Here is a 22,621-nt window from a genome sequence, read left to right on the forward strand (position 1 = left end):
CCTTTCCGGAAAGCCTGCGGTTTATTACGCAATAGGCGTTGCTCGCTAGATGTTCTTAGTCAGCTTGCGCCGCAGCACCAATCCGACAAGGATTAGGATAAGGCCTGCAATTTCAATGAAAACGGGACTTGCTTCGCCTGTTTTCGGAAGCGTTTCTTTCGGTTTCCCATCCTCCGGCGGATTGCCTAAAGGCACTTTCTGATTGACCTCGATCGTGCCGTTCGTATCGCTGCCGTCCGAATTGTCCGGCTTGTCCGAGTTTGCCGGATTGTCCGGTTGGACCGTCTCTTCCCCGCTATCCGGCTGCCCGGTCACCGACGGACCGCCCAAAGGCACTTTTACATCGCCGTCAATCGTGCTGCCCGGCTGCGACGGATTGGGATTGGCCGGATTTTCCTCCGCTGGCGTCGGCGTTGGCGTCGACGGTGTTGGCGATGACGACGAAGACGAGGACGACGATTTGCGGATTCTCAAGTTCGTTACCGTCAGCGAATAGTTATCCGACGTTTGAAGCGTCACCGGGTACTCCTTGGCATCAAGCACATATCCTGCCGGAGCCGCCGTTTCCTTCACTACGTATTCCCCTGCAGTCAGCTTATCGAAGACGATCATGCCGTTTGCATCCGTCGTTTTTGCGCCGACCGGGGTTAAACCTGTCCCTGTCTTAGCGTACAGCTCGAAGACCGCTCCGCTCAGCAGCAGATCGCTTCGCACCGAATCCGTCTTTTTCACCGTGATTGAGCTTTCCGCAACCGGCGTTGTCGGCGGATTAGACGTAACGTCCTTGTTATTCATGACGGTGAATTGCACGCTGCCCGACGTTTGAAGCGTCACCGGATATTCCTTGGCATCAAGCACATATCCTGCCGGGGCCGTCGTTTCCTTCACTACATATTCCCCTGCTGCCAGCTTATCGAAGACGATCGTGCCGCTCGCATCCGTCGTTTTCGCGCCCATCGAGGCTAAGCCGCTCTCCGTCTTCGCATACAGCTCGAAGGTCGCTCCGCCGAGCAGCAGATCGGGTTGCTCCGAATCTACTTTTTTCACTGCGATCCAGCCGTCCGAAGCAGGATTCGTCGGCGGATTAGGCGTAACGTCCTTATCGTTCGTAACGGTTAGCTGAACGTCGGCGGCGGTTTGAACCGTCACCGGATGCTCCTTGGAATCAAGCACATATCCTGCCGGGGCCGCCGTTTCTTTCACTACGTATTCCCCTGGCGCCAGCTTATCGAAGACGATGATCCCGCTTGCGTCCGTCGTTTTCACGCCGGCCGGGGTTAAACCTGTCCCCGTCTTCGCGTACAGCTCGAAGGTCGCTCCGGCGAGCAGCAGGCCGCTTTGCTCCGAATCTACTTTTTTCACCGTCAGCTTGCCGTCTGTGTCAGGCGGGTTAGGCTTAACGATCTTATCGTTGGCGATTGTCAGCTGATAGCCGTCCGCGGTTTGAATTTTCACCGGATATTCCCGAGAGTCGAGCGCATATCCCGCCGGGGCCGCCGTTTCCTTCAGCACATAATCCCCAGCCAGCAATTTCTTGAATACCGCCTCTCCGTTCGTTCCGGTTGTCAACGTGCCGACCAGCAGCTGTTCCGAGCCGGTTTTGCGGTATAGTTCGAATGTAGCTCCGGCGAGTTTAACCGCAGGGGCAGCTCCGTCTACTTTCGTCACGGTGAGAGTGCCTCTGATGCCGCTAATCGTCCCCGAACCGCTGGTCACTCCGACCACGACGCTCGTTGACGTATCCTTCGTTACCGTAATTTCGTTGTTGCCGCTAAATGCGATTTTGTTGGATACGGTATCCTGGTCCTTGGCGACAATTAAAGATTGATATTCCAGAATCGCCGCCGTAGCGAGCTTCTTGAGGAAACTTAGCTCGAAGCTCTGCTTTCCGTCGTCATCCGTCTTGATTTCCAACTTGTAATCCTTATCCTTAACGAGCTCGGCCGCCTTGTTCACCGTGCCGTTAGCGTCCACTTTGGTCGTAAACAGCTTGAACGTGCCAGGCAGCAGAAGCTGGTTGTCCGACGGCGTATCGATAATTTTGGCGTCGGTCACCGTTGACTGCGTGCGGTTGATAAGAACGGTCCAGTCGATTTTATCGCCGTTTTGCTTGCCGTTCTTGTTCACGTATTCGCCGCCGTTAGGGATGCTGACGGAAGCCGTCAAAGGATTCGATACCGGCGTAACGCCGTCCAGCAAGCCGGCCGTATTGCTTACTTTATTATCAATAATTTTCCCGTCGAGGCTTGTCTTAAAGACAACATAGTACGGAGCCGAAATCGGCTTCTGGAACGTCACGGTCAGCTTATTGTTCTCGTCGACCGAGTAGTTGTAATACGTGCTGTCGACGACGGAGCCTAAAGACGGATTGCCGTTTGACGCGATGTTCATCCCGTATACGGCAAGCGAGTCTGCGACCAGCTTCTGACCGGATTCAAGCGTATCTTCAACGACCGCTTCGGCCAGCGTCTTGCCGTTATAGTTCACGCCGACCGTCCATGCAATCTGCTTCGACGACGCATCGTAAACTCCGCTTTTAAGCCCGTTGTTTTTCGCTTCGTTCCGCGGATCGAACGTTGCGGTAACCGTCTTCGTCTGTGCATTGGAAGCACTGTCGATCCAATCGACCACGGCCTCGTTCAGAAAATTTACCGCTCCGGCGCTGAGCCAGTCCATATTGAACTCGGTGTTGTAATAGATCGTCACCGGAGAGTTGATCGTCCGATGGAATGTAACGGCAAAGCCTTGATCCGGCGCTATGGCGGGATCTACCGTATAATCGGAAGGGCTCATCCGTTGGCCGCCTTCATACACGGTGAATGCTTCGGGAATAAACCGGAGTCCTTGATGAAGGAATTTATCCGTAACGACCACACCGCTCATCGTTTCGCTGTCGCGGTTGATCGTAATGCTCCAGGCTGCCGTTTTGGCCTTATAGTCGACCAGCCCGACGCCCTTGGCGATCACCACCTGATTAATGCCCCGCGTCGCCGTTTTACTGCCCCCGCTGCCGGAAACGACCTTATTCGTAATGACAGCGTTATCGATGACGCGATGAACGGCCTTCGTTTGGTACTTGATTTTATAAGCGGACGAAATCGGGTGTGCGAACTGCAGCTTGAAGCCTGTGCTTCCGGCCGCCGTCTCCGGCGTCACGCTATATTCCGCTGCGGGCAATTCAGCGCCGAGCGTCTCTGCTCCCTTGGCATCGACCGTCACCGGGTAAACATGGAGCGAACCGGCGACCAGCTCCTGCGAATCATTAAATAAATCCGCCAAAAAAGCTTCGGTTTGGGCAATGGTTTTCTCGTTGTAATTGTACTTGATTTCCCAATCGATCGTTTGCGTATCGGCATCGTATTTCGTCGACACCTTGTCCAGCGCCGTACCGCGCTGTACCGTAACGGTAGCCGTCGCGCTTACCGGCGTTTGGTTGCCGCCTTGAAGCGTAGCCTTGTTCACAAACGAGGTTTTGTCCCCATCCGTTACCGGCGTCGTGTACTGAATGCGATAGGCCGTTCGGATCGGATTGTCTGTGAAGCTGAGCGTAAGTACATTGCCTGCCGTGTTGACGATGTATCGACTGCCGTCGACCGGCGCTCCCTGAACGACGGTGCCGTCCAGATTGACGCCCAGCTCGTATACGGCAACGGTCACCGGAGCTCCCAGCCCTGCGGGAATCGGGTCGGTTACCACCGCGTTCTGAACTGCAGCCAGCTCCTTGTTCACATCAACGGTCCAATCGATTTGCTTGGCGTTGTAGCCGTCCGGCACGCCGCTTTTCCCAATGGTCGAATCGACGTTCGGTTTAAAGCGGAGCGTAAAAACTTGTTCCCCGCCGTGAACCGGAATTTTAATAATCTGCGTCGTGCTTCCTTGGATAACATCCATATCGAACACGGTCTGGAACGTCAGCGTTCCTCTCACATCCGACAAATTTTCAATCGACTCCATCGTCATAACCACTTCATGGGAGTCTTTATTTAATGTAAATTTGCCTATCGCTTCGCCGCTGGATATGAGGGGCTGCGCGGGAATATCGTTGTAAAACTTGAACTCATCCGGCAGCTTGAACGTGAAGGTGTCCCCGTTCTTGTAATCATGTCCTCCAGGCAGGGACCATGTGTAGTCCAACTGCACCTTCGAGCCCGGCTCATACACATTTTCCGTCACGACGTGGCCGGATTTGTCGTACACCGCCATCGACACGCTGTCGATAATATTATCGGTAATCGCCGCTGCGTTTGCTTGAGGCGAAAAACCGAAAGCAGACAGCACCTGCAGAATCATCAATAGACCGATGAGCAGCGTGCTGATCTTTTTCTTGGCCATATCTTCTCAGCACCTCCATTCTGCATAGATTTTCAACCGAAATCCAAACCCTGTATTCCACCAGAATTTCAATAATTTACCTATAGAGAACGAACTTCCCCCCTTTCCGTATCGTTGCACTTCATCTATCAGCCCGCACAAGCCGTCTGCATAGTGAAGTGTGGTATGAATTCTTTCCGGACATTGCAAAAAAAATCGAGAGCCCGGCGCAACCGCAGACGGATCGCACTATCTCGATGAACCGGAAAGTCTTCCATATCAGTTTACCATAATTATCTGAACAAAATCTAAACAAATTTGCAGGCATATCAGCAACGTCGTCGCCGTCTATGTTGGATGCCTTGACCCCATTCGCCAAAACGCGGGATTTGATAGAAATGCTTAAAAAGGCCGAAGGAGAGCCTGCTGCCGCTCCCGCATTCGACCTTTTTGATGGCTAGTTTTTATGCTTAACGGGCAAACGGAACGTCACTGTCGTCCCTTGACCGGGCACGCTGGCCGCGGTTATGTGCCCGCCGTGCCGGACGACGATCCACCAGGCGATCGACAGTCCGAGGCCCGTGCCCCCGCTGCTGCGGGTTCGGGCCTTGTCGCCGCGATAGAAGCGGTCGAAGATTCGCGGCAAGTCTTCGGCGGCAATGCCCGGGCCGTTGTCTTCTACCGCGACCTCGACGCTGTGGCCGCTGCGTCCGGCGCGAAGCCGGATCGTCCCCTGCTCCGGCGTAAATTTCACGCTGTTGTCGAGCAGGATGACCAACAGCTGATGCAGCCGTTCGCTATCTCCCATAAGCTGAAGACCGCTTTCTACTTGCAGCTCCAGCCTCTGCCGCTTCAGCTCGGTCAGCGGTTCGAATTTACGCGCCGCCTCCCTGATCAGCGAATCGAGCCCTAGCGGCTTAAGCTGCAGCTCTTCCTGATTCGAATCGGCTCTGGCCAGCGTAAGCAGCTGATTCGTAAGTTTCCCCATCCGTTTCGCTTCCGCAAGCACCATGGACAGCGGTTCGCTCATGTCCAGAATGGAACGGTCCGGATGCCGGAAGACGAGCTCTGCGTTCGCCTGAATGATCGACAGCGGCATCCGCAGCTCATGGGATGCGTCGGCGACGAATTGCTGCTGACGATCCCAGGAACGCCGGATCGGCTGAAGCGCCTTATTGGCCAAGTACAGCCCAGCGAGAACCGTCAGCGCGCCTCCTCCGAAGATGCCGAGCAGCATGATTTCCAGCAGTATGTTCAGCATATTTTGCTCGGAATCGACGATACTGACGGCTTGCGCGGATACGATCCGGACCGCTTCCCCGTCGTCTGAGGGATAAGGCGGGAGGATATCCCCCTCTTTCGGCGGTAATTGCCCCGTCATGATCTTCACATTCATCGAGACAGGCTGATCGTAATCCAACGTATACAAACGGTAGTAATGACCGTCGATTTTCACCGTCTCAGGCTCGCGTAGCGGCCGGTACGGCCGAAAAGCCTCGGCGGTTTTGCCGTTATCCGTTCCGAGCATAAGGGGGATGCCTTTACCGCTCTCATCCCAGAGCACCAGGAAAACCCGGGGATCGATCCCTTGAATTAATATCATGCTTTTCTTCATGCTTTTATCATCGCTCGCCGGGTTGTATTCCGTGAAAAATTGGGCCTTCACATTGACGGACCGGAGATCCTGCGCTCTCGTCCGCAGCGATTCATCGACCTTAGCATATAACTGGTGGCGCAATTCGCAATAAACGATCAAACCGATGCAGGCGAGAATAATGAATAAGACCGCCGCATTGAGCACCGTCAGCCGGTTTCGGATGCGGTTGAACATGAGGCTTGCTCCTTTATCATATAACCGACGTTTCGGATCGTTTGAATGATATGATCGCAATCGAACGCCTTTAGTTTTTTACGCAAATAATATACGTAGACATCGACGACATTCAATCCGACATCGGAATCGAGACCCCAGACGCGCGCGCAAATCTGCTCGCGGGTCAGTATTTGCTCCCGGTTGCGCAGCAAATATTCGAACAGCTCGAACTCCTTTTGCGTAAGCTCTACAGGTATTTCGCCGATTCGCGCCTGCTTGCTTCGCGTGTTCAGGACGATCCCGCGATAGACAATCGTTCCGTCACGGTCCGCCGGCGAGCGTCTTCGCAGCAGCGCTCTTACCCGGGCGAGCAGTTCCCGCACTTCGAACGGCTTGGTCATATAATCGTCGGCCCCGCTATCGAGGCCCTGAACCATATCCTCCACCGTATCTCTGGCCGTCAGAAACAAGATCGGCGTCGCCGCCTGTTTGGCCCGAACGCTGCGGACAATCTTCAGTCCGTCCATCCCCGGCAGCATCCGATCGAGCAGCAGCAGATCGTAATCGCCCTGCTCCGCCATATAACAGCCTTCTTCGCCGCAATCCGCAGGATCGACTTGGTAACCTTCTTCTTCCAGCAAGGTTCGGATCGTTTGGAGCAGATGAAGGTCGTCCTCCACAACGAGAATTTTCATCGAAGGCAATCCCCCTTTTTTCACGTGCGAGTCGAAATGATTATTTGTAGTATAAAACGAAAAGCTGAAGGACAGATGAAAAACCGCCGCCCGAACCGGTTAATCCGTCGTGGCGAACCAGTCGATCTTCTTCGCCGCAAGCAGCTTGAGCTGTCCGTTAAAGGAGTCGTATACGCTTAACTTATAAGTTTTGAGCGTCTCCAGTTTGTAGATCAGATCCTGATCGGACTCCTTGATCTCGAACCGGGTCTTTTGGCCCGCGCGCAGTTTCATATCCTTCGTTCCGTCATTCGGCTTAGCGGCTTCAAAGTCTTTGAAATCGTATTCGCGGGTAAATGTTTTATTACCGTTCTCATCCTCAAAAGCGATGACCAGCTTGCGGCCTTCAATATTGGTTTCCATCAGCCGATCTTTCTTCAATTCATAGTCGAACGAAAGATTCAGCTCGCCGAGAACTATTGCCGTCGTAATGCGATTCATCGAGAGCTCGTAAGGCACCAAGTCGATATGGAGCAAGTCGTCCTGCACAGTAAATCGTTCCGTGGGCAGCCAGAAGGCGGCGGCACCAATATACCCGTCCGCTTGTTCATCCCGGGAAGCCAGCTTGCCGCCCGCAATCGCTTCGCCGATCATGACATGCATAGTTGAGGTCGGCGTCCCCTTCGGCAAGGATGCGGTCAGGAACAGGAGCGCTTTGCCCCCGGGGCTTAGTTTCCCGCCGATAGCGCTAACGACAGCCGGGAAGATCGTCCCGTCCGCCGACTGAACATTAGCCGCCAGCCGGGTCACATCGCTGTAGCGTTTCTCCAGATTGGACGCCTCCAGCATAATCATGAACGTATCCGAGCTATCCCCTCTGTAAGTCCGGACATCGCACACCTTGTAGCCGGCGCTCCGACCGGCATGCTCTGCCGTGTACGTCTCGCCTTCGTTGTAGTACGGGACGTTCAGCAGCTCGGCGCCGCTCGTGAAGGAAAGCAGCTCGCCGGTCCCGGTGTCGCTTTCTTTTTCTTCAAGTACAAGTTTGACTTTGGAAAATGCGTACGTATAAGGCAGCTTCCCGACGAGCTGGAAACGGGTCGATGTCCCCGGAGCCAGCCCGATCAGCTGATCGGGCTGAATCAGCGTCGCCTCTATTTTCACCGCATCGTCCAGCTCATAATATCCCGTCATGTCCGGGATCGGCAGCGACAGCTCGCTATTGTTGGCGACGACGATCTCCGCGGTCAGCAAATCCTGATCCTCCCACGGCAGACGGCGGATCGAGGCAATTTCCGCGGTATATACTCCCGCATCGTTCGCGAACGTATACGGTTGTCCGAAGCTTCCCCCGCTAGCGGAAGAAACGGCGGGCAGCTCGTAAACAGCGACGGAGACGTTAAGCTTTAGATCCTGCGGGTATTCGCTTAACACAAGCTGCCACCCCTCGGATGACACGGAAACCGGAATGGAGCCGGTAAGCTCGATTTCTTGAGTGACCTGAGGATCGATCGTCATATCCTTTCCGTTTTTCGAGTCCAATGGATACATAAAACCTTCGAGCGTGCGGATCGCAAAGGAATACGCAGGTACGGCTGCGCTTTTCGCGCCCGCATTGGTCATTTCATATACGATCGTCGTATGATAGTTTTTCTCATCCTGGCGCATCGATCTTTGTTTGATGACCGTTCGCACAGGTATGTCCCCCATTCGAACTTCGCGGGATGACCCGGCTGCGGTAACGTAGCCGGCGGGAACGGCAATGGCTCCGAGACGCCGCTCAAAATTCGGCCGGCTGAAGTCCCACTGGATGAATTCTACGCTTAGCTCGGATAAATTCGTTTGATCGCCGACCGTCGCATAAAACCGGATATTTTGCGCCGAATGCGGCGCAATCCGGTCTATCTCTTTGTCTTGAAGCCATACGTTGAGCGTAATCGGGCTGCCCGACGGGGTCAGCAGATGCACCCAATAGTCATGAAACATCAGATCGGCGGCGCTATCGTTATGCACCGACACGGTGAAGGTAATATTGTTCGCTCCGTTATCTGCAAGGACGCTCCAATCTTTCAATTCAAAATACCGGTTATCCGCAAGGCTCACGGTACCGACGGAGGGAGAAGCCGCAGCTTCCTCCCCTTCGGCTGCAGTCTGGTCTATAGTCTGATCTGCAATCCGGTCTGCGGCCTGAATAGCGGCATTCGCCGGCAGGGCTATGCTGAAGAAGCAGCACATCAAGATAAGCAAAAGTTCGGAAAGGCGCCGCTTACGCTGGCACGGCTTCATGATGCAGTCCTCCTGGTAACGAAAATATTTTGCATGCCGGAACGGTTGAATCCTCTAGGTCCGGACATTATTCCTGCAAGTAGATGCTTACTTTGTTTTGGATTGTCTTGGCGGCTTCCTCCGCCGTTTTCTGTCCTTGGAAAAACGGCCCGGTTTCCGACGATACGATATCGGAAATTTTCAAGTCGCTTTCGGCATACTGCTTCACGTTATCCAATGCATTCATGATGGCGGCGATATCCTGATCCGCAGCCGGCTGAAGCGCCAATTCCTTGCCGTTGACGTTGAGACGCATTCCTTTCCCTCCTCCGCCTTCTCCTGTCCCGAGCGTCTTTAAGCTTTCCGCTTGAGCCTTTGCCCCATTGCGGTTAACGGGAAACCCGTTCAATTCCCGGACCGACTGCATGTCATCGGTCAGCAAAAATTTTACGAATTCCCAAGCTTCTTTCTTATTCGCCGATTTGCTATTGATCGAGACCGGCATGTTCGTCGTAAACGAAGCTCCTCTACCGTCATTCTCGGAAGGCGGGTTATAGTACGCCGCTTTGCCGTCAAAAAACATTTTTGGCATGGAATACATATCCATTGCCATCATAATGTTCGATTTCGGGTTAAAGACGACATTGTTATTGTCCGTATTGTCGGCGGGGATGATCTTTTCGTCATACATCGACTTGGCCAGCTTCAGCATTTGAATAAATTCGGGCGAATCGAATTTCGCTTTCTTGCCCGCATCGTCGACGAATTTGGCGTAATTTGCACCGAGCATCATGGCGATCAGCGCATTCGGCTCGATATAACCAAGCGGGTATACGTCCGGCTTGCCGTCGTTATTGCGGTCCGTCAGCCATTTGGAGGCAAGCGATTTGAAATCCTGCCATGTCCAGTTGGCGTCGTCAATAGTCTCATTAGCCAGCAGGGCTTGGTTCCCCAGCCACTTGTTCAGCCCGAACCGGATCGGGACGGTATACAAAGCGCCTTTATATTTCATCGCATCCAGGATGTCGGTATAATAATCGCTCTGCTGAAAAGATTTGTCCCGGCTCATCAGGTCGCTTATATTTTCCAAGAGCTTCTTATCGGCATATTTCTTATAAGGCAGTCCGTTCATGACGATGATGTCCGACGCTTTGCCGCTCATCAGCTCCGTGCCTACCGTACTTACATATTTCTCCGTATTCTTCGGGTCCGGCTTGGTGATGATCGTCGTGTTCGGCCCCTTCATCCCCGTATCCGGCGCCGCTGCATATTCTTTGATGTCAATGTTGATATCCGGATGGCTTTCTTCGAATTTTTGCTTGGCAAGCTCCAGGAAACGATCGGAGGTCATGACCGATAACGAGACGGTTTTCGTTCCGGAGCCCGCCGCTCCGCCGTCTCCGTCATTGGCAGAAGGCGGTACGGCTCCGCTCCCCGTGCAGGCGGTCAAGCTTAGAAAGGAAATTATCGAAATTACGGCCAAACAAGGCTTACCTAAAATTCTCGACATGGGAAAGCTTCACTCCTTCAAGTTCAGATCGGTTTGCAAGGCTATGAGCATGAATCACGGCGACGATAAAGAAAGCGCCGGTAACCGCATATTCCTGCGGATCGATCCGGTAATCGACTCCCGCCCAGCGGGCGGCGCCATAGGCGATGGCCGCCACAACCGGAATGCAGAGAAACAAACGCTGCAGTTGTACCGGCAGAAGCACCCGCTCGGCCGCCCATAGACGGGCGCCAAGCAAAAACAGCGGCAAGCCGAGCAGACTGCCGGCAAAACATAACGCGTCCGCCAGCCGCCCTGTCGCATGCGCAAGCCGTTCATGAGGCGCGGGAACATATCCCGCTTCCGCCGTCTGCTGCTGCCACAGCTCACGCAGCTTATCGATATAAAACGATACGTCGATGATTTCCTTCGGCACCCAGTCCGGCGGAATGTACAGGCGAAACCGGATCATCTCCCACAATCCGGCCGCGCCTATTGCCGTCGAGGCCGCGGCAAGCGCACAGCTTAGAAGCAGGCGACGCTCGCTGCGAAGCGCATCGGGCCAGTCCTGCGCCGCGAGCCGGGCCTGCATGGCCGTGCAAGCCTTGGCCAGCCGCCGGATCGTCAGACGAGCAAGCCCGTAAATTGCGATCGTCCCGCATCCGAACAACAGCATCAGCCGCAGCTGCGAAATCCGCGTATGAACGAGCACATCGTTTGTAATCCGAAATGACGACGGATTCAGCCCCGCCTCCGTCATCGCTTGCTTGACCGCAGTCTCCCCGCGGATCGCCGCATCGGGCTTCGCCGCCAGTTGGACGATGCCGATTCGCGCATCGGGATACACATCCAGCATCGCCGTGACCGGGATAAATACATCCACCGAGCCGTCATCCGACATTTGCTCCACCAGGGAGCGTTCATCCTCGAACACGCCGATAACGGTAAAGGGAACTCCGTACAGCTCGATCGTTTTACCGGTGACCCGGGTCGAATGAAACAGCTGATCGGCGAGCTGCGCGCCGATTACCGCGACGCGGCTGCGCTGATCGACCGCAGCTTGCGAGAGCGCCGCACCGCCGATCATCTTGAATTCGCGGAAATCGCGGTAAGTCCCGTTCACACCGAACAGATTGCACGAAACCGACAGCTTGCCCAGAACGGCCTGAGTTTGCATCAGTGCGGCATAAGCGACAGACAGCGGGTTCCACCTCCGCGCCAACCGCTCCGCCTCCTCAAGCCGCAGCCCGCCCGTGCTTGAAGAATCGGCGGTACGGTCGACGATTGCCGTCAGCTTTTGCAGCCGGTGGGAGCCGTTCTCTTGCTCCCAACCGGTCGTAACCGACGACAGAAGCCCGATACCGCCAAGTACAAGCAATACTCCTGCAAACACCATGAACGAGGCTAATCGGGAACGGCCCCTGAGCATCCGCGCTCCCTCCTTTCCTATGAAATGCTAAACGCGCTCAGCTGCCGGGCATTACCCGATCCCCTTCCGCAACCGGCTTGCTGCTGGAGACAACCACTTTGTCGAGAGGCGTCACGCCGTTCTCTATCGATGTCTTCCAATCATCCGCGTCGCCGGCCTGTACGGAGGCGCGCTGCAGGACGTATTCGCTGCCGAGCGGCCCCTTCTTCTCCTTCATAACGAGGACGTATTTCCCTTTATCGTCTTCGCGGACCGCATCGCTCGGCAGCAGCGAGCGGAATGCGTCCGTCTTCTTAATGATCCCAAATTCGCCGGTTTCGCCGCCCTTCAGTCGGCTGTCGTTCAGCGAGAACGTAATTTCTTTGCCTTCGCGCTTAGACGGGGCGGACGATCCGGACGCCGACGTCTGCGAAGACGCTTCGTACAGATCGCGGATATCGGTAACTGCGGCCTTCACCCGCGCATTGCCCAGCGCGGCGAAGATTAGCTCGGTTTCATCGCCCAATTGGACATAAGGGGCCTTAGTATCCGGGATCGTCGCCTTAAGCCGCTGTCCCTTGGCGGCGTCGGCGATGCGCACGGCCGCCTTCCCGCTTGGCACCGGCGCTCCTTTCGCCGCGTTCACTTCAATGACGGTTCCGGCGACCGGAGACGCCATCCGCCCAAACTCGGCGAGCTGGCGCTGCAGATTGGCGATTTGCCGCTCCAGAATCTGCAAATCCAGCTTTGTGCTGTCAATGTCCCGCGCTATGCCGCGCATCTGCTTCTCGTCGCTGCTGCGGGCGGCATCCATGTAGCTGTCCTGCAGCTTTTGCAGACTCAACTGCTTCTGTTCGTACCGGGCCTGATTATCTTTGAGCGAATCATCGGCATCTCCGGTTTTCAACGTAAACAGTTCTTGACCGGCCTCCACGGTATCGCCGGTCTTGACGGCGACATCGCCGACCGGCCAGTTGACTTCTACATAAATATCCGCCGTCTCCGCCGCTTCTACCTTGCCCGAGCCGGTCACCTCATGCGACAAGGGGCCGCTTGCCGGCTGCTGAACCGTCACCTCCGCCAGCGAGAGGGTCAGCAGCGTATTGGAAAAAAACGTTAAAACGATCATGACCAGGACAAAGACGAGGATAGCCCGCCGGATCGCTTTTTTCTTGACGTCATCCTCGCGCGAGGCGGCGATCGTGCCGTCCATGGAGCATGTCCCCTTTCTCTTGCTTCCCTTACCCTTTGATTCCGGAAAGCTGGATACCTTCGATCAAATATTTTTCCGCATACAACGCCACTAACAGCAGCGGCAGCATATACATCGACGATGCGGCGAAAGCGATTCCGCGCTCTCCCTCGCCGATCTGCGACAAGTAAACGGACAGCGGCTGCCGGCTCGCCTCTTGCAGAAAGATGAGCGGCTGCTCCACCATGTTCCAATTGTCGATGAAAACGAGAATGGAGAGGGCCGCCACTCCCGTCCCGCACATCGGCAGGACAATTTTTGCAAAAATGTACGCGTGGCTCGCGCCGTCCACTCGCGCCGCCTCGATATAGCTCGCCGGCACGAACATCATGAACTGCCGCAGCAGGAATACCCCGAAGGCGCTGAATATGCCCGGCAAAATAATGGACCAATGCGAGTCCAGAAGCCCTAGTCTGTCAGCAACGATGTAATTCGGCACGAGCGTCACCTGAAACGGCATCAGCATCGTCACGATATACATGAAAAAGAGCGGCTCGCGAAACCGAAAGCGCAAATGCGCGAACGCATAAGAAGCAAGCGATGCGACGAGAATTTGGCCGGCAATAATCGGTACCGTCATTTTTACGGAATTCCAGAACATAAATAAAAATTGCGGCCTCCCTACCAGCACTGCATACAGCTGGGACAGCGTTACGCGGTACGGAATCCACTGCAAGCGGACGAATTCGCTCCCTTCCCCACCGTCGCCCCGGCCCTCTGTAAAAGCGGCATAAATATCCGTAATCTCGCTTTCCGACATGAAGGATTGGATTAACGTCAGAACCATCGGAAATAAAAACACCGCCGTCAAAAGCGTAAGCAGACCGACCAGTGCGATCTGCCCGGCTCTTCGTCCTACACGGGCCATAATGACCCGAGCATTTCGGACTGCCGCCCGAGGCTGAAATTTAGCATGCTTCCGCACAGCGCTTGCGTCCGGCTCCGGTTGCGGCTCGCCTGCTGTCATAGAGCGTTCCCCCCTTATCTATTGACCAGAACGTCGGGCCGGATATGCGGCCGAAATTTCGCCTAGCCGAGCGATTTGCCGATACGCCGTTCCGTCAGGAACAGAATCCAGACCAGCACGACGATGACAAGCGCCATCAGGAACGCCGCCGAGGTCAGCTTTTGATAATCCAGCGATTTGAACATGTTGTTCATATAGTGCTGCAGCATATAAATGCTCGGGTCCGGATAATCTCCGGCCAGCAGGTACGTTTCTCTGAACACCTTGAACGAGTTGATGATCGACATGATGAACACGAAAAACGCTGTCGGCGTTAAATACACCAGCGTAATCGACCGCCACTGCCTGAATTTCCCCGCTCCGTCAACCGACGCCGCTTCGTAATAATCGGCCGGGATGTTCTGCAAACCGGCGAGAAACAGCACCATGTTGTAACCGATGTTTTTCCACAAGTAGACGACGAGCACAACCCCCAGCGCGGAAGAGCTCTCCAGCCAATCTTTCGGGGAAGCGCCCCGGCTCCAGCCCCAATCGGCGATCCATCCGTTCAGAACGCCATGCTGATCAAACAGTGCCTTCCAGACTAACACCACGGACGCTACCGGTACGACGAGCGGGCTTAAGAACGATATGCGGAACGTTTGACGCAGCGGCAGCGGCCTGTTGAGCGCCATCGCCAGCCCCAGGGACAGCAGCATGTTCAGCGGGACACAGATAACGGTAAACAGGAACGTGTTGGCGGCCGCCCGTCTGAACACCGGGTTCGCCAGCAGCTCACGGTAGTTGTCCAGCCCGACGAACGTCCCGTCCACAGGGCTGTCCATCAGCGAGAAGCGCAGACCCATCGCAAAAGGAATCGCGAAGAAGACCGCGAACCCCGCAAGGCTCGGCAGCAGAAACCATAGCGCCGTCATCCCTTCGTGATTATGTAGACGTCTCAGCACAAGCGAATCGCCTCCTTTCGTCTGAATCCATTTTCGCATCGTTAGATTAGAATTCGATTAGAAATGACGCCGCGCAAGACGGTCGGTCACGAATTTGGCTTGCCGACGGGGAAAGGCTCGGTTATCATGGGAAGAAAACGGAGGCCGGCGATACCGATGATTTACTGAAGCTTCAGGAGGTGCAGGTCTAAGGCAAGAAATAATACAGACGGGGAGGATGTATATGCAAGGAACCAGATTCAATCCGGAATTTCGCGAGTACCGGGATCGGCTTTCCGGGCGACGCATCGTGCAGCTGACCGATTATTTCGCCCACAGCAACCATCTGTACTTTACGAACGAAACGTTCTACCGCGGCGACATTATCTTCAAATCGCAGCGGGGCAATGCGAGCAATCTGTTCCGGCTGCACATGGATACGATGCACATCGTGCAATTGACCGATCTGCCGCAGCCCTCCTACGACGACCGGTATTTCGACCGCCTGCTTCTGTCCTATGTGCACGAAGGCAATGAGGAAGTGTACATGTTTTACCTCGGCCAGGTGCTGGCGCTGAATCTGAAGACGCTGCGCCAGCGCGTGCTGTATACGGCTCCGGACGGATATTATTTAAGCTCCGGATCGCCCAGCGCCGACGGCAAATATGTCGTGGCGTCCATCAACGAAAACAAGGTGCACCGTGAATTCGAGGGGGGCTTCTACGAAACGTGGGCCGCATATCCCGAGACGCGGCTGATCCGCATTGATATCGAAACCGGCGCTGCCGATACGGTCTATTCGGAACGGTATTGGATCAAGCACGTCAATATGTCGCCGGCCGTGCCGAACTTGCTTACCTTCTGTCATGAAGGTCCCTGGGACAAGATCGATCATCGCGTATGGCTGCTCGATACGAACACCGGCGCAGCGTCCAAGGTCGTGCCGGATCAAGGCCCGGACAAATCGGTCGGCCACGAGTACTGGTTCGCCGACGGAATCCGTCTCGGCTATCACGGCCGCAAGGTGCGGCCGGACGGGCAAATCGACGGCTACTTCGGCTCGATCCGCTATGATAATACGGAGCAGACGGAGGTTGACTTCCCGTTCCAAAGCCATCATTTTCACAGCAACGACCTGGAGCTGATCGTCGGGGACGGACAGCCAATGACGAATCCGCATGTGCTGCTGTGGAAAAGAAACGGCGCGGGCTTCGATCAGCCCCGCGTCCTGGCGTATCACGGCGGCATGGCGATTAATGCCGCCACCCACGTGCATCCGCGCTTTACTGCGGATACCAAGCAAGTGCTGTACACGTCCGACCGCGGCGGGTACGCAAATCTGTACCTCGTCGAAGTGGGAGACGTGGAGGAGCTGCCCTCGCTTGCCGAGGTACAGGCAGGCAAGCGGTTATAGCCTCGTAGCTGGACAATACGATATATCGTTTGGCAAAAAAAGGGTTATTCCCCGAGCAGCCCTATTCGGCTGCCTGGAGAATAACCCTTATGTCTTGCAAGATCATTCCATACGCTGCTACTTGCCGCTTTGGGCCAGCAGGTTCAGCAGTACGGTGACCGCCTCGGCTCTCGTTGCCGAGGCCGCAGGCCCAAATACGTTGCCGTCCCGGCCTTCAATCAGCTTTTGCTGCTTCATGGCCGCAACGGCGCCCTTCGACCATGCCGGAATGTCCTGATCGTCGGCAAAGCCGGCTGCCGCATCCGCTTCGATCTTGAGGCTTGCCGCTTTAGCGATCATCACGGCCATCTCGGCGCGCGTAATCTCGGCGTTCGGCCGGAAGCTTCCGTCTTCATAGCCTTGAACGACGCCCGCTTGAACCGCCTGCGCGACCGCCTTCTGCGCCCAGTCTCCAATCTCCGCGCCATCGGTGAAAGTGAGCTTCGCTCCTTCTCCCTGCGCCTTCCGCGCGTTCATCAGCATGACGGCGAATTCCGCCCGCGTCACCGTGCGGTTCGGCTTGAACGTGCCGTCCGGATAACCGCTCACTATCCCTCGGTTCACCGCCTGCTTAATATTCCCTTCCGCCCAATGTCCGGCAATATCGCTTAAGGCGACAGCCGGATTCGGCTTCTCCGCCGCCGTGTCTACGGCGAATACGGCAAACTTCGTAAAGTGATCGACCTCGACGGAAATCTTATTTCCGTCGATCTTGCCGCCGGCCACTTCCACCCAAACCTTCTTCGCTTCATCGTAGTAGAAGACGGCCGCCGTCTTGCTCTCCGGCAAACCGGCCGTATCGAATGTGAAGGTCAGAGTGACCGGGCTGCTGAAGTTTTCCGAAATATTTTTCAAAATTTCAAATATCGGGCTGACCAAAATCTCATGATTCGCAAGCAGCGCTTGCAGGTCGGTTACCTTCTCGATCGTTATTTTCAATTCCTTGTTCGATGCGTTGGCCGGAATGGAGACGACAATCCCGTCGCCCAGGCTGACTTCTCCCTGCTTACCTGCCGGAAGCGTCAGCTTGCCGTCCGTTCCCGTCACCTTCGCATCGCCTGGAGCGGTACCTGCACCGCCGCCGCTGCTTCCACTGCCGCCGCTGCTGCGTTTCACGAAGCGGGTCACGGTTACGTTGTACGTCTTCGTCGTGCCGTCCTGCGCCGTCACTGCGATCGTCACCGGATTACTGCCGAACTGCAGCGGAACGGCTTGGCTCGCCTGGCCGCTTGCGACCGGCTTGCCGTTCACGGTCACTGCGGCGCTGCTGTCGCTTACCGCAGCCGTTACCGTCAGGCTCGATACGCCGCTGTCCACGTTCGCCGTATACGCCGTCGTACCGGGTGCAAACGCCGGGCTCAGGCTCCCGCTCGACAAGGTCAAGGAGCTTAAATCCGCGTTGCCGCTCAGAGCAGCCGCACGCTGCACGGATACGGTATACATTTTCGTCGTGCCGTCCTGCGCCGTCACTACGATCGTGACCGGATTGGCGCCGACCTGCAGCCGGACGGCTGGACTCGCTTGACCGCTTGCAACCAGGTTGCCGTTCACGGTCATCGTTGCCTGGCTGTCATAGACGCTGGCCGTTACGGTAATATTCGATACGCTGTTATCTACAGCTGCGGCGTAAGCCGTCGTACCGGGCGTGAATGCCGGAGTCAGACTGCCGCTCGACAAAGCCAAGGAGCTTAAATCCGCATTGCTGCCCAGAGCAGCTGCCCGGTTTACCGTCAGTCTGTACGAATTGCTCGTGCCGTCCTGCGCGGTAACCGCAATATCAATCGGGTTGGACCCGAACTTCAAACCGGAAGCCTTATAAGCATATACATCGCCCGTTACCGTGCTGTATACGGCTCCGGTAACGGATATCGACGCCTCCGGCTCGGCCTTGGTCACATAAAGATGGAGGCTGCTCACGCTGCTCGGCACATCGACCGTATAACCGAATTCCGCCGGCGAGAATGCCGGAGAAAGCGTGCCTTGATCGACAGACAAGCCGGACAGCTTGGCATTGCCGCTGTAAGCGACCGTAATCTCATGCGTGCCGGAAGCTTGCTGAAGCATGCCGGAGGAAACAAAGGCACCGTCGACCGTCGTTGCCGTAATGGTAACTTGCCCCGCCGCTACAGCCGTTACTTTGCCGGTTGAATCTACGACCGCAACAGCCGGATCGCTGGATTTCCAGATCACATCCGTCACCGTCGCCGTGCTTGGCGTCAGCTGCGCCTGAAGCCGCGCGCTGCCGTTCGGGCTTAAGGATGCCGGTCCGGATACGGCGACTCCCGCAGGAGGCGTATACGGCGGTTCCGTCTGCGGGAACAGAGGGCGCAGACGCCAATAATTATTCCATGCGTTGCTGGAAGAACCCGTCATATTGCCGTTGCCGGCGATTCTAATAAACCGCGCCTGTACGGGCGTATCAAAAGTAAACGTCTGCAAAACGTTCTCTCCGGGCGTTCCCGCAAGCACCGTAAGCGAGTTCATGTACGTATCCGGCTGCGTTTCCCAGGCGACCGGCGCCGCCGAAGTTTCGCTGACGACCGTACCGCTCGGAACGGCCGACCAGTTCTGCCCGTCCGTTGAATATTCGATTCTCAGCTTATACGTACGAGGGTTCGACGCATGCTGGACAAACCCGATCTGCACGCCTTGAACCGTCTTCGCCGTTTCTCCCAAGTACATGCGAATCCACGCCGCGCCGCTGGCTGCCCAGCGAAGCGAACCGGTGCCGGCATAATCGCCGGGGTTCAGCACGTTGACCGCATAGTTGGAATTGCTCGAATCCACTTGCTCGTCGCTTGCCGTGACGATTGGCGATTTGGGAATGACGGCAAACGCAACATTATAAAAGTTTTTCACGCCTTCGGCATCCGTCAGCGTAATGAGCGCCGTTCCGCCGCTCATCTCTTGCGGATAAGCTACATCGACGCGGACCCCTTGCTCCGCTTGAGCGGTAATCTCCGCTTTCTTGGAATAATCGTAATCGAGAGGAAGCGTCACCGTATAGCTGTACACATCCGGCGAAAATCCGGATACGGCCCGTCCGTCTACTTGAAGACCGGTGAGCTTGGGCCGTTTGTCGCTCGATTGATCGTCCATCGGCGGAACGGTATTCTCGGCGATGATAGACGCCGCTTGCGGGCCGTGGCTATTGATCAGCTGCTGAACATACAGGCTTTCCGGCATATGATCGGCCGCAGGCGTCACCTTTTGCGTCACGCTGTATTCATATGCATCAAAGTTAGGTACCTTGCCCCCGTTCAATCCTGCGGCGGCCATATTCGCCGAATCCGACTTGTCCGGTTTTTGCCGTCCGGTCGATGAATCGGTGGCCGATCCCAAACGGTTGCTGGCATTGTCGAATTGATGCCCGATTACATAGTTCGGCGAAAGCTGAGGCTGGGTCGCTATGAACGGGCCGGTGAAGTTATACAGCATATAGTTAACCCCCGCCCAACCGTGCGACGTCCCCATGTCCCAGCGGTTTTGCAAGTAGATGCGCGCTGCGACATTGTCGTACAATCCGCCGGACGACCAGCGGAAATGCGGCTCCGACGCATTGGACGTGTACTCGCTGGAGTTATTGTAAAATACGTTAGGGCCGGAAGTATACGAATCTACGATGAAAGCATGCCGCATATACCGGGAATACACGCGCTGCGTAAACATGAACGCGGATTTTTTATAATAGATGGAATAACGGCGTTCACCGGCATTCATAAGGCTCACAGGGTCCAGAACGCTGCCGTCCTGCACCGTAATATTCCGCGAGCTGCCGTCCGTTACAAAGGCGCTGTCAATATGATATGTCGTAAAATTGCGCAGCCATCCGTCGCGGACGTTGACCATCGCCACAAATACTTCCGCGTGGTTCTCATCGTTATACGACTTGAAGTTGACTCCGTATCTGGATAAAGACGGCTTGGTCGTATTGTAGAAATGCGAGATGCCCTGGATGTTTTCTGCGCCTACGTTGCTGATGCGTCCGCCTTCCGCCGTCTTGACGATTTTGGAGACGCCCCAGCGCATATCGAGATTATCCGAAAGCGGCTCGGCCAGCGTGATCGTGCGGGTTGCGGCGTCGATGCTCTTGATCGTACGCTCCGCCGTGAACGGCGTGCCGGCAAATCCGCTCTCCAGATTGCCGCCGGGCAGCCAGTTGCTCGCTCCGTCCACTTTGTCCATGTACATGGCCTTGACCCAATTCGCATTGATCGCCTTCTGTACGGTGACCAGATCGCCTACGGAGAAACCGTCCAGGCTCGCCACATGGATGGAGTACTGCCCGGCTCCCACATACTGATCCGTGATATCGGTCGATACGGACTTGCTTACGCTTTGTCCGGTAAAATTGATTAAGGTGCTGCCGGATTCTTTCGTATACGGACTGCCGGTCGTCGTATCGTGATTGGCCGGAGGGGTATACGACTCCGCAATTTTCCATGTGGAAATCAGCTTCGTCACTCCGGGCTCGGCGCTCTCGCTGGCGATTTGCTCGTCATACGGATTGCCGGCCGTACCGTCTCCGACAACGGGCGTAACCGTCCCCGCTCCCGCTCCGCGAATGACGACGCCGGATACGTTAACGTTCAGCGGCTTGCTGATGCGGAACACGCCGGCTTCCAAATAGACGGCTCCCCGGAAGCCGTCTTCCTGGACGGGATACAAGGAAACATAATCGATCGCGTCCTGGATCGTCTGCCACGCATCCTGGGTATCGTCGGCAAGAGGCGCTACTTTGACGCGAACCGGCACATTCGGAATCGCTGTGCCGCCGCCCTTATAACCGACCGCCGAGTAATCCATCACCTGATTGCCTTTGTAATCCGGCACATAAGTGAGTTGGCCGGAGCCGTCCATCTGGATTGCCGGATAAGCGCTGTCCGCCCAATCATCCGGACTCTTATTAGCCACGTCGGCATTATTCGAATTTTGAACGTTAGGGATCGATCGGTAATTCGCAAAATCGTCGATGGCCGTAAAATAGTAGTTGTCATACAGCGTATTTCCGCTGTTGGTCAACGTGAACGCCGCCCTGTACGTTCCCTTCGCTAGCGCGACGGAATCGGGAACAGACATGACCGCATTGCCGCCCGCATCCGCAGCTGTCGGAGGGAAGCTGTAAGCCGCCGAACCGTCAGGAGCGATGAGCGTTCCGGCAACTGTCGTTCCTGCAACCGCTTTCGTAACTTGGAAAACAGGAAACTTGCCGGATGCCGATTGAGCGTCGATCACGGCCGGACGGCCGATCGTAAGACTCATTCCCGGATAACTCGGCGTGATGATGGCGTATCCGCTGCCCGGATCGTTCAAGTACGTATCGGCAAAAGCGGGAGAATCGTCCGTCGCAGTGTTCAAAATTTTCAAATTCGACATGCCGATAGCGCCCGGATTGCCGGGAATAACCGTGAAATGGATCATCACGTAGCGCGCCGTCACAGGAGCCGTGAATGTTCCGGTGGTTGCAGCCGTCCATGTAGATTTGTTGTCATTGCTGGGAATCGATGAATTCCAGTTCGGATCTCCCGCATCGCTCGCCGGAACACCGATTTGCTTGGCAAGCGACCAGTCAGCGCTCCACGTATAAGCGGTCAGTCCCGAGTTCGACGTCCCAGGAAGCGAAGCCCAAGCGTTATCGGCCGACGTATAGAGCACTTCATAATCCGATATCCGGGTTTTCACGTTGGAAAAGCCGGCGGGAATATCGAAGCTGACTTCGTCAAACGTCTTCTCCCCTCCCAAATCGACGGCTATCCAGAGCGAACCGGTCCCGTCAGCCGGAAACACCGCTGTCGCGTTTCCGCCGAATTGCCAGTAGTCTTTTCCGTTATGAGCGGCCGCAAACGCCGCTTTTTTAGTGCTATTTTCCGAGCTTACCTTCACATTGCCGCCGGCGCCCGTCTCGAGCGTCCCCGGCACAACGTCAACCTTGGCTGATGCCGCATGAGCGGCCTGTTGAGGTACAAAGAACAGACCAATAATAAAAGTGAACACCAATAAGATAGACAGAGCCTTGTTCAACGTCTTTTTCAATAGTAGGACACTCCTCCAAAATCACTTTTGTTA

11 protein-coding genes are annotated in these 22,621 nt (G+C 55.7%); 1 reads left to right on the forward strand and 10 read right to left on the reverse strand.

Annotation, left to right across the window (positions count from 1 at the left end; translation table 11 throughout):
• Positions 1-45: 45 nt before the first annotated feature.
• From SK3146_RS10640 to SK3146_RS10680, 9 genes are all read right to left on the reverse strand, one after another.
• Positions 46-4,332, reverse strand: a complete 4,287-nt coding sequence (locus SK3146_RS10640) for a SpaA isopeptide-forming pilin-related protein (RefSeq protein WP_249865051.1) — start codon at positions 4,330-4,332, stop codon at positions 46-48.
• A 436-nt stretch (positions 4,333-4,768) separates the two neighbouring features.
• Positions 4,769-6,142 carry a sensor histidine kinase gene (locus SK3146_RS10645; protein WP_249865052.1) on the reverse strand — a complete coding sequence of 458 codons (1,374 nt, stop codon included), beginning with the start codon at positions 6,140-6,142 and terminating at the stop codon, positions 4,769-4,771.
• The gene (locus tag SK3146_RS10650; RefSeq protein ID WP_249865053.1) at positions 6,115-6,819 is read right to left on the reverse strand and encodes a response regulator transcription factor; all 705 of its coding nucleotides are present in this window, start codon (positions 6,817-6,819) and stop codon (positions 6,115-6,117) included. Before SK3146_RS10650 ends, SK3146_RS10645 begins: the two co-directional genes overlap by 28 nt.
• A 99-nt stretch (positions 6,820-6,918) precedes the next feature.
• Positions 6,919-9,084: a hypothetical protein gene (locus tag SK3146_RS10655; protein ID WP_249865054.1), complete on the reverse strand. Its 2,166-nt coding sequence runs from the start codon at positions 9,082-9,084 to the stop codon at positions 6,919-6,921.
• Positions 9,085-9,151: 67 nt separating this feature from the next.
• The gene (locus SK3146_RS10660; protein ID WP_249865055.1) at positions 9,152-10,573 is read right to left on the reverse strand and encodes an extracellular solute-binding protein; all 1,422 of its coding nucleotides are present in this window, start codon (positions 10,571-10,573) and stop codon (positions 9,152-9,154) included.
• Positions 10,554-11,948 (reverse strand): ABC transporter permease, encoded by a 1,395-nt coding sequence (locus SK3146_RS10665; protein ID WP_249865056.1) that lies wholly within the window; start codon positions 11,946-11,948, stop codon positions 10,554-10,556. Before SK3146_RS10665 ends, SK3146_RS10660 begins: the two co-directional genes overlap by 20 nt.
• Positions 11,949-12,018: 70 nt before the next feature.
• Entirely contained in the window at positions 12,019-13,173 is a 1,155-nt protein-coding gene (locus SK3146_RS10670) for an efflux RND transporter periplasmic adaptor subunit (RefSeq protein WP_249865057.1), read from the reverse strand.
• Positions 13,174-13,201: 28 nt separating this feature from the next.
• Complete coding sequence (locus SK3146_RS10675) at positions 13,202-14,080, reverse strand: carbohydrate ABC transporter permease (RefSeq protein ID WP_249866259.1); 879 nt, start codon at positions 14,078-14,080, stop codon at positions 13,202-13,204.
• A 161-nt stretch (positions 14,081-14,241) separates the two neighbouring features.
• Positions 14,242-15,120 (reverse strand): carbohydrate ABC transporter permease, encoded by an 879-nt coding sequence (locus tag SK3146_RS10680; RefSeq protein WP_375295548.1) that lies wholly within the window; start codon positions 15,118-15,120, stop codon positions 14,242-14,244.
• A 226-nt stretch (positions 15,121-15,346) separates the two neighbouring features.
• On the opposite strand from SK3146_RS10680, the gene SK3146_RS10685 reads away from it, so the two are divergent.
• Complete coding sequence (locus SK3146_RS10685; protein WP_249865058.1) at positions 15,347-16,516, forward strand: oligogalacturonate lyase family protein; 1,170 nt, start codon at positions 15,347-15,349, stop codon at positions 16,514-16,516.
• A 117-nt stretch (positions 16,517-16,633) separates the two neighbouring features.
• On the opposite strand, the gene SK3146_RS10690 is transcribed toward SK3146_RS10685, so the two are convergent.
• Entirely contained in the window at positions 16,634-22,588 is a 5,955-nt protein-coding gene (locus SK3146_RS10690; protein ID WP_249865059.1) for a cadherin-like beta sandwich domain-containing protein, read from the reverse strand.
• Positions 22,589-22,621: the final 33 nt, after the last annotated feature.

The sequence above is a fragment of the Paenibacillus konkukensis genome (genome assembly GCF_023523925.1).
Taxonomy (GTDB): Bacteria; Bacillota; Bacilli; order Paenibacillales; family NBRC-103111; genus Paenibacillus_S; species Paenibacillus_S doosanensis.

Bases quoted from the DNA above. Each gene is read 5' to 3' on its own strand.
- SK3146_RS10640 (WP_249865051.1), bottom strand. From the start codon at position 4,332: ATGGCCAAGAAAAAGATCAGCACGCTGCTCATCGGTCTATTGATGATT.
- SK3146_RS10645 (WP_249865052.1), bottom strand. From the start codon at position 6,142: ATGTTCAACCGCATCCGAAACCGGCTGACGGTGCTCAATGCGGCGGTC.
- SK3146_RS10650 (WP_249865053.1), bottom strand. From the start codon at position 6,819: ATGAAAATTCTCGTTGTGGAGGACGACCTTCATCTGCTCCAAACGATC.
- SK3146_RS10655 (WP_249865054.1), bottom strand. From the start codon at position 9,084: ATGAAGCCGTGCCAGCGTAAGCGGCGCCTTTCCGAACTTTTGCTTATC.
- SK3146_RS10660 (WP_249865055.1), bottom strand. From the start codon at position 10,573: ATGTCGAGAATTTTAGGTAAGCCTTGTTTGGCCGTAATTTCGATAATT.
- SK3146_RS10665 (WP_249865056.1), bottom strand. From the start codon at position 11,948: ATGGTGTTTGCAGGAGTATTGCTTGTACTTGGCGGTATCGGGCTTCTG.
- SK3146_RS10670 (WP_249865057.1), bottom strand. From the start codon at position 13,173: ATGGACGGCACGATCGCCGCCTCGCGCGAGGATGACGTCAAGAAAAAA.
- SK3146_RS10675 (WP_249866259.1), bottom strand. From the start codon at position 14,080: ATGGCCCGTGTAGGACGAAGAGCCGGGCAGATCGCACTGGTCGGTCTG.
- SK3146_RS10685 (WP_249865058.1), top strand. From the start codon at position 15,347: ATGCAAGGAACCAGATTCAATCCGGAATTTCGCGAGTACCGGGATCGG.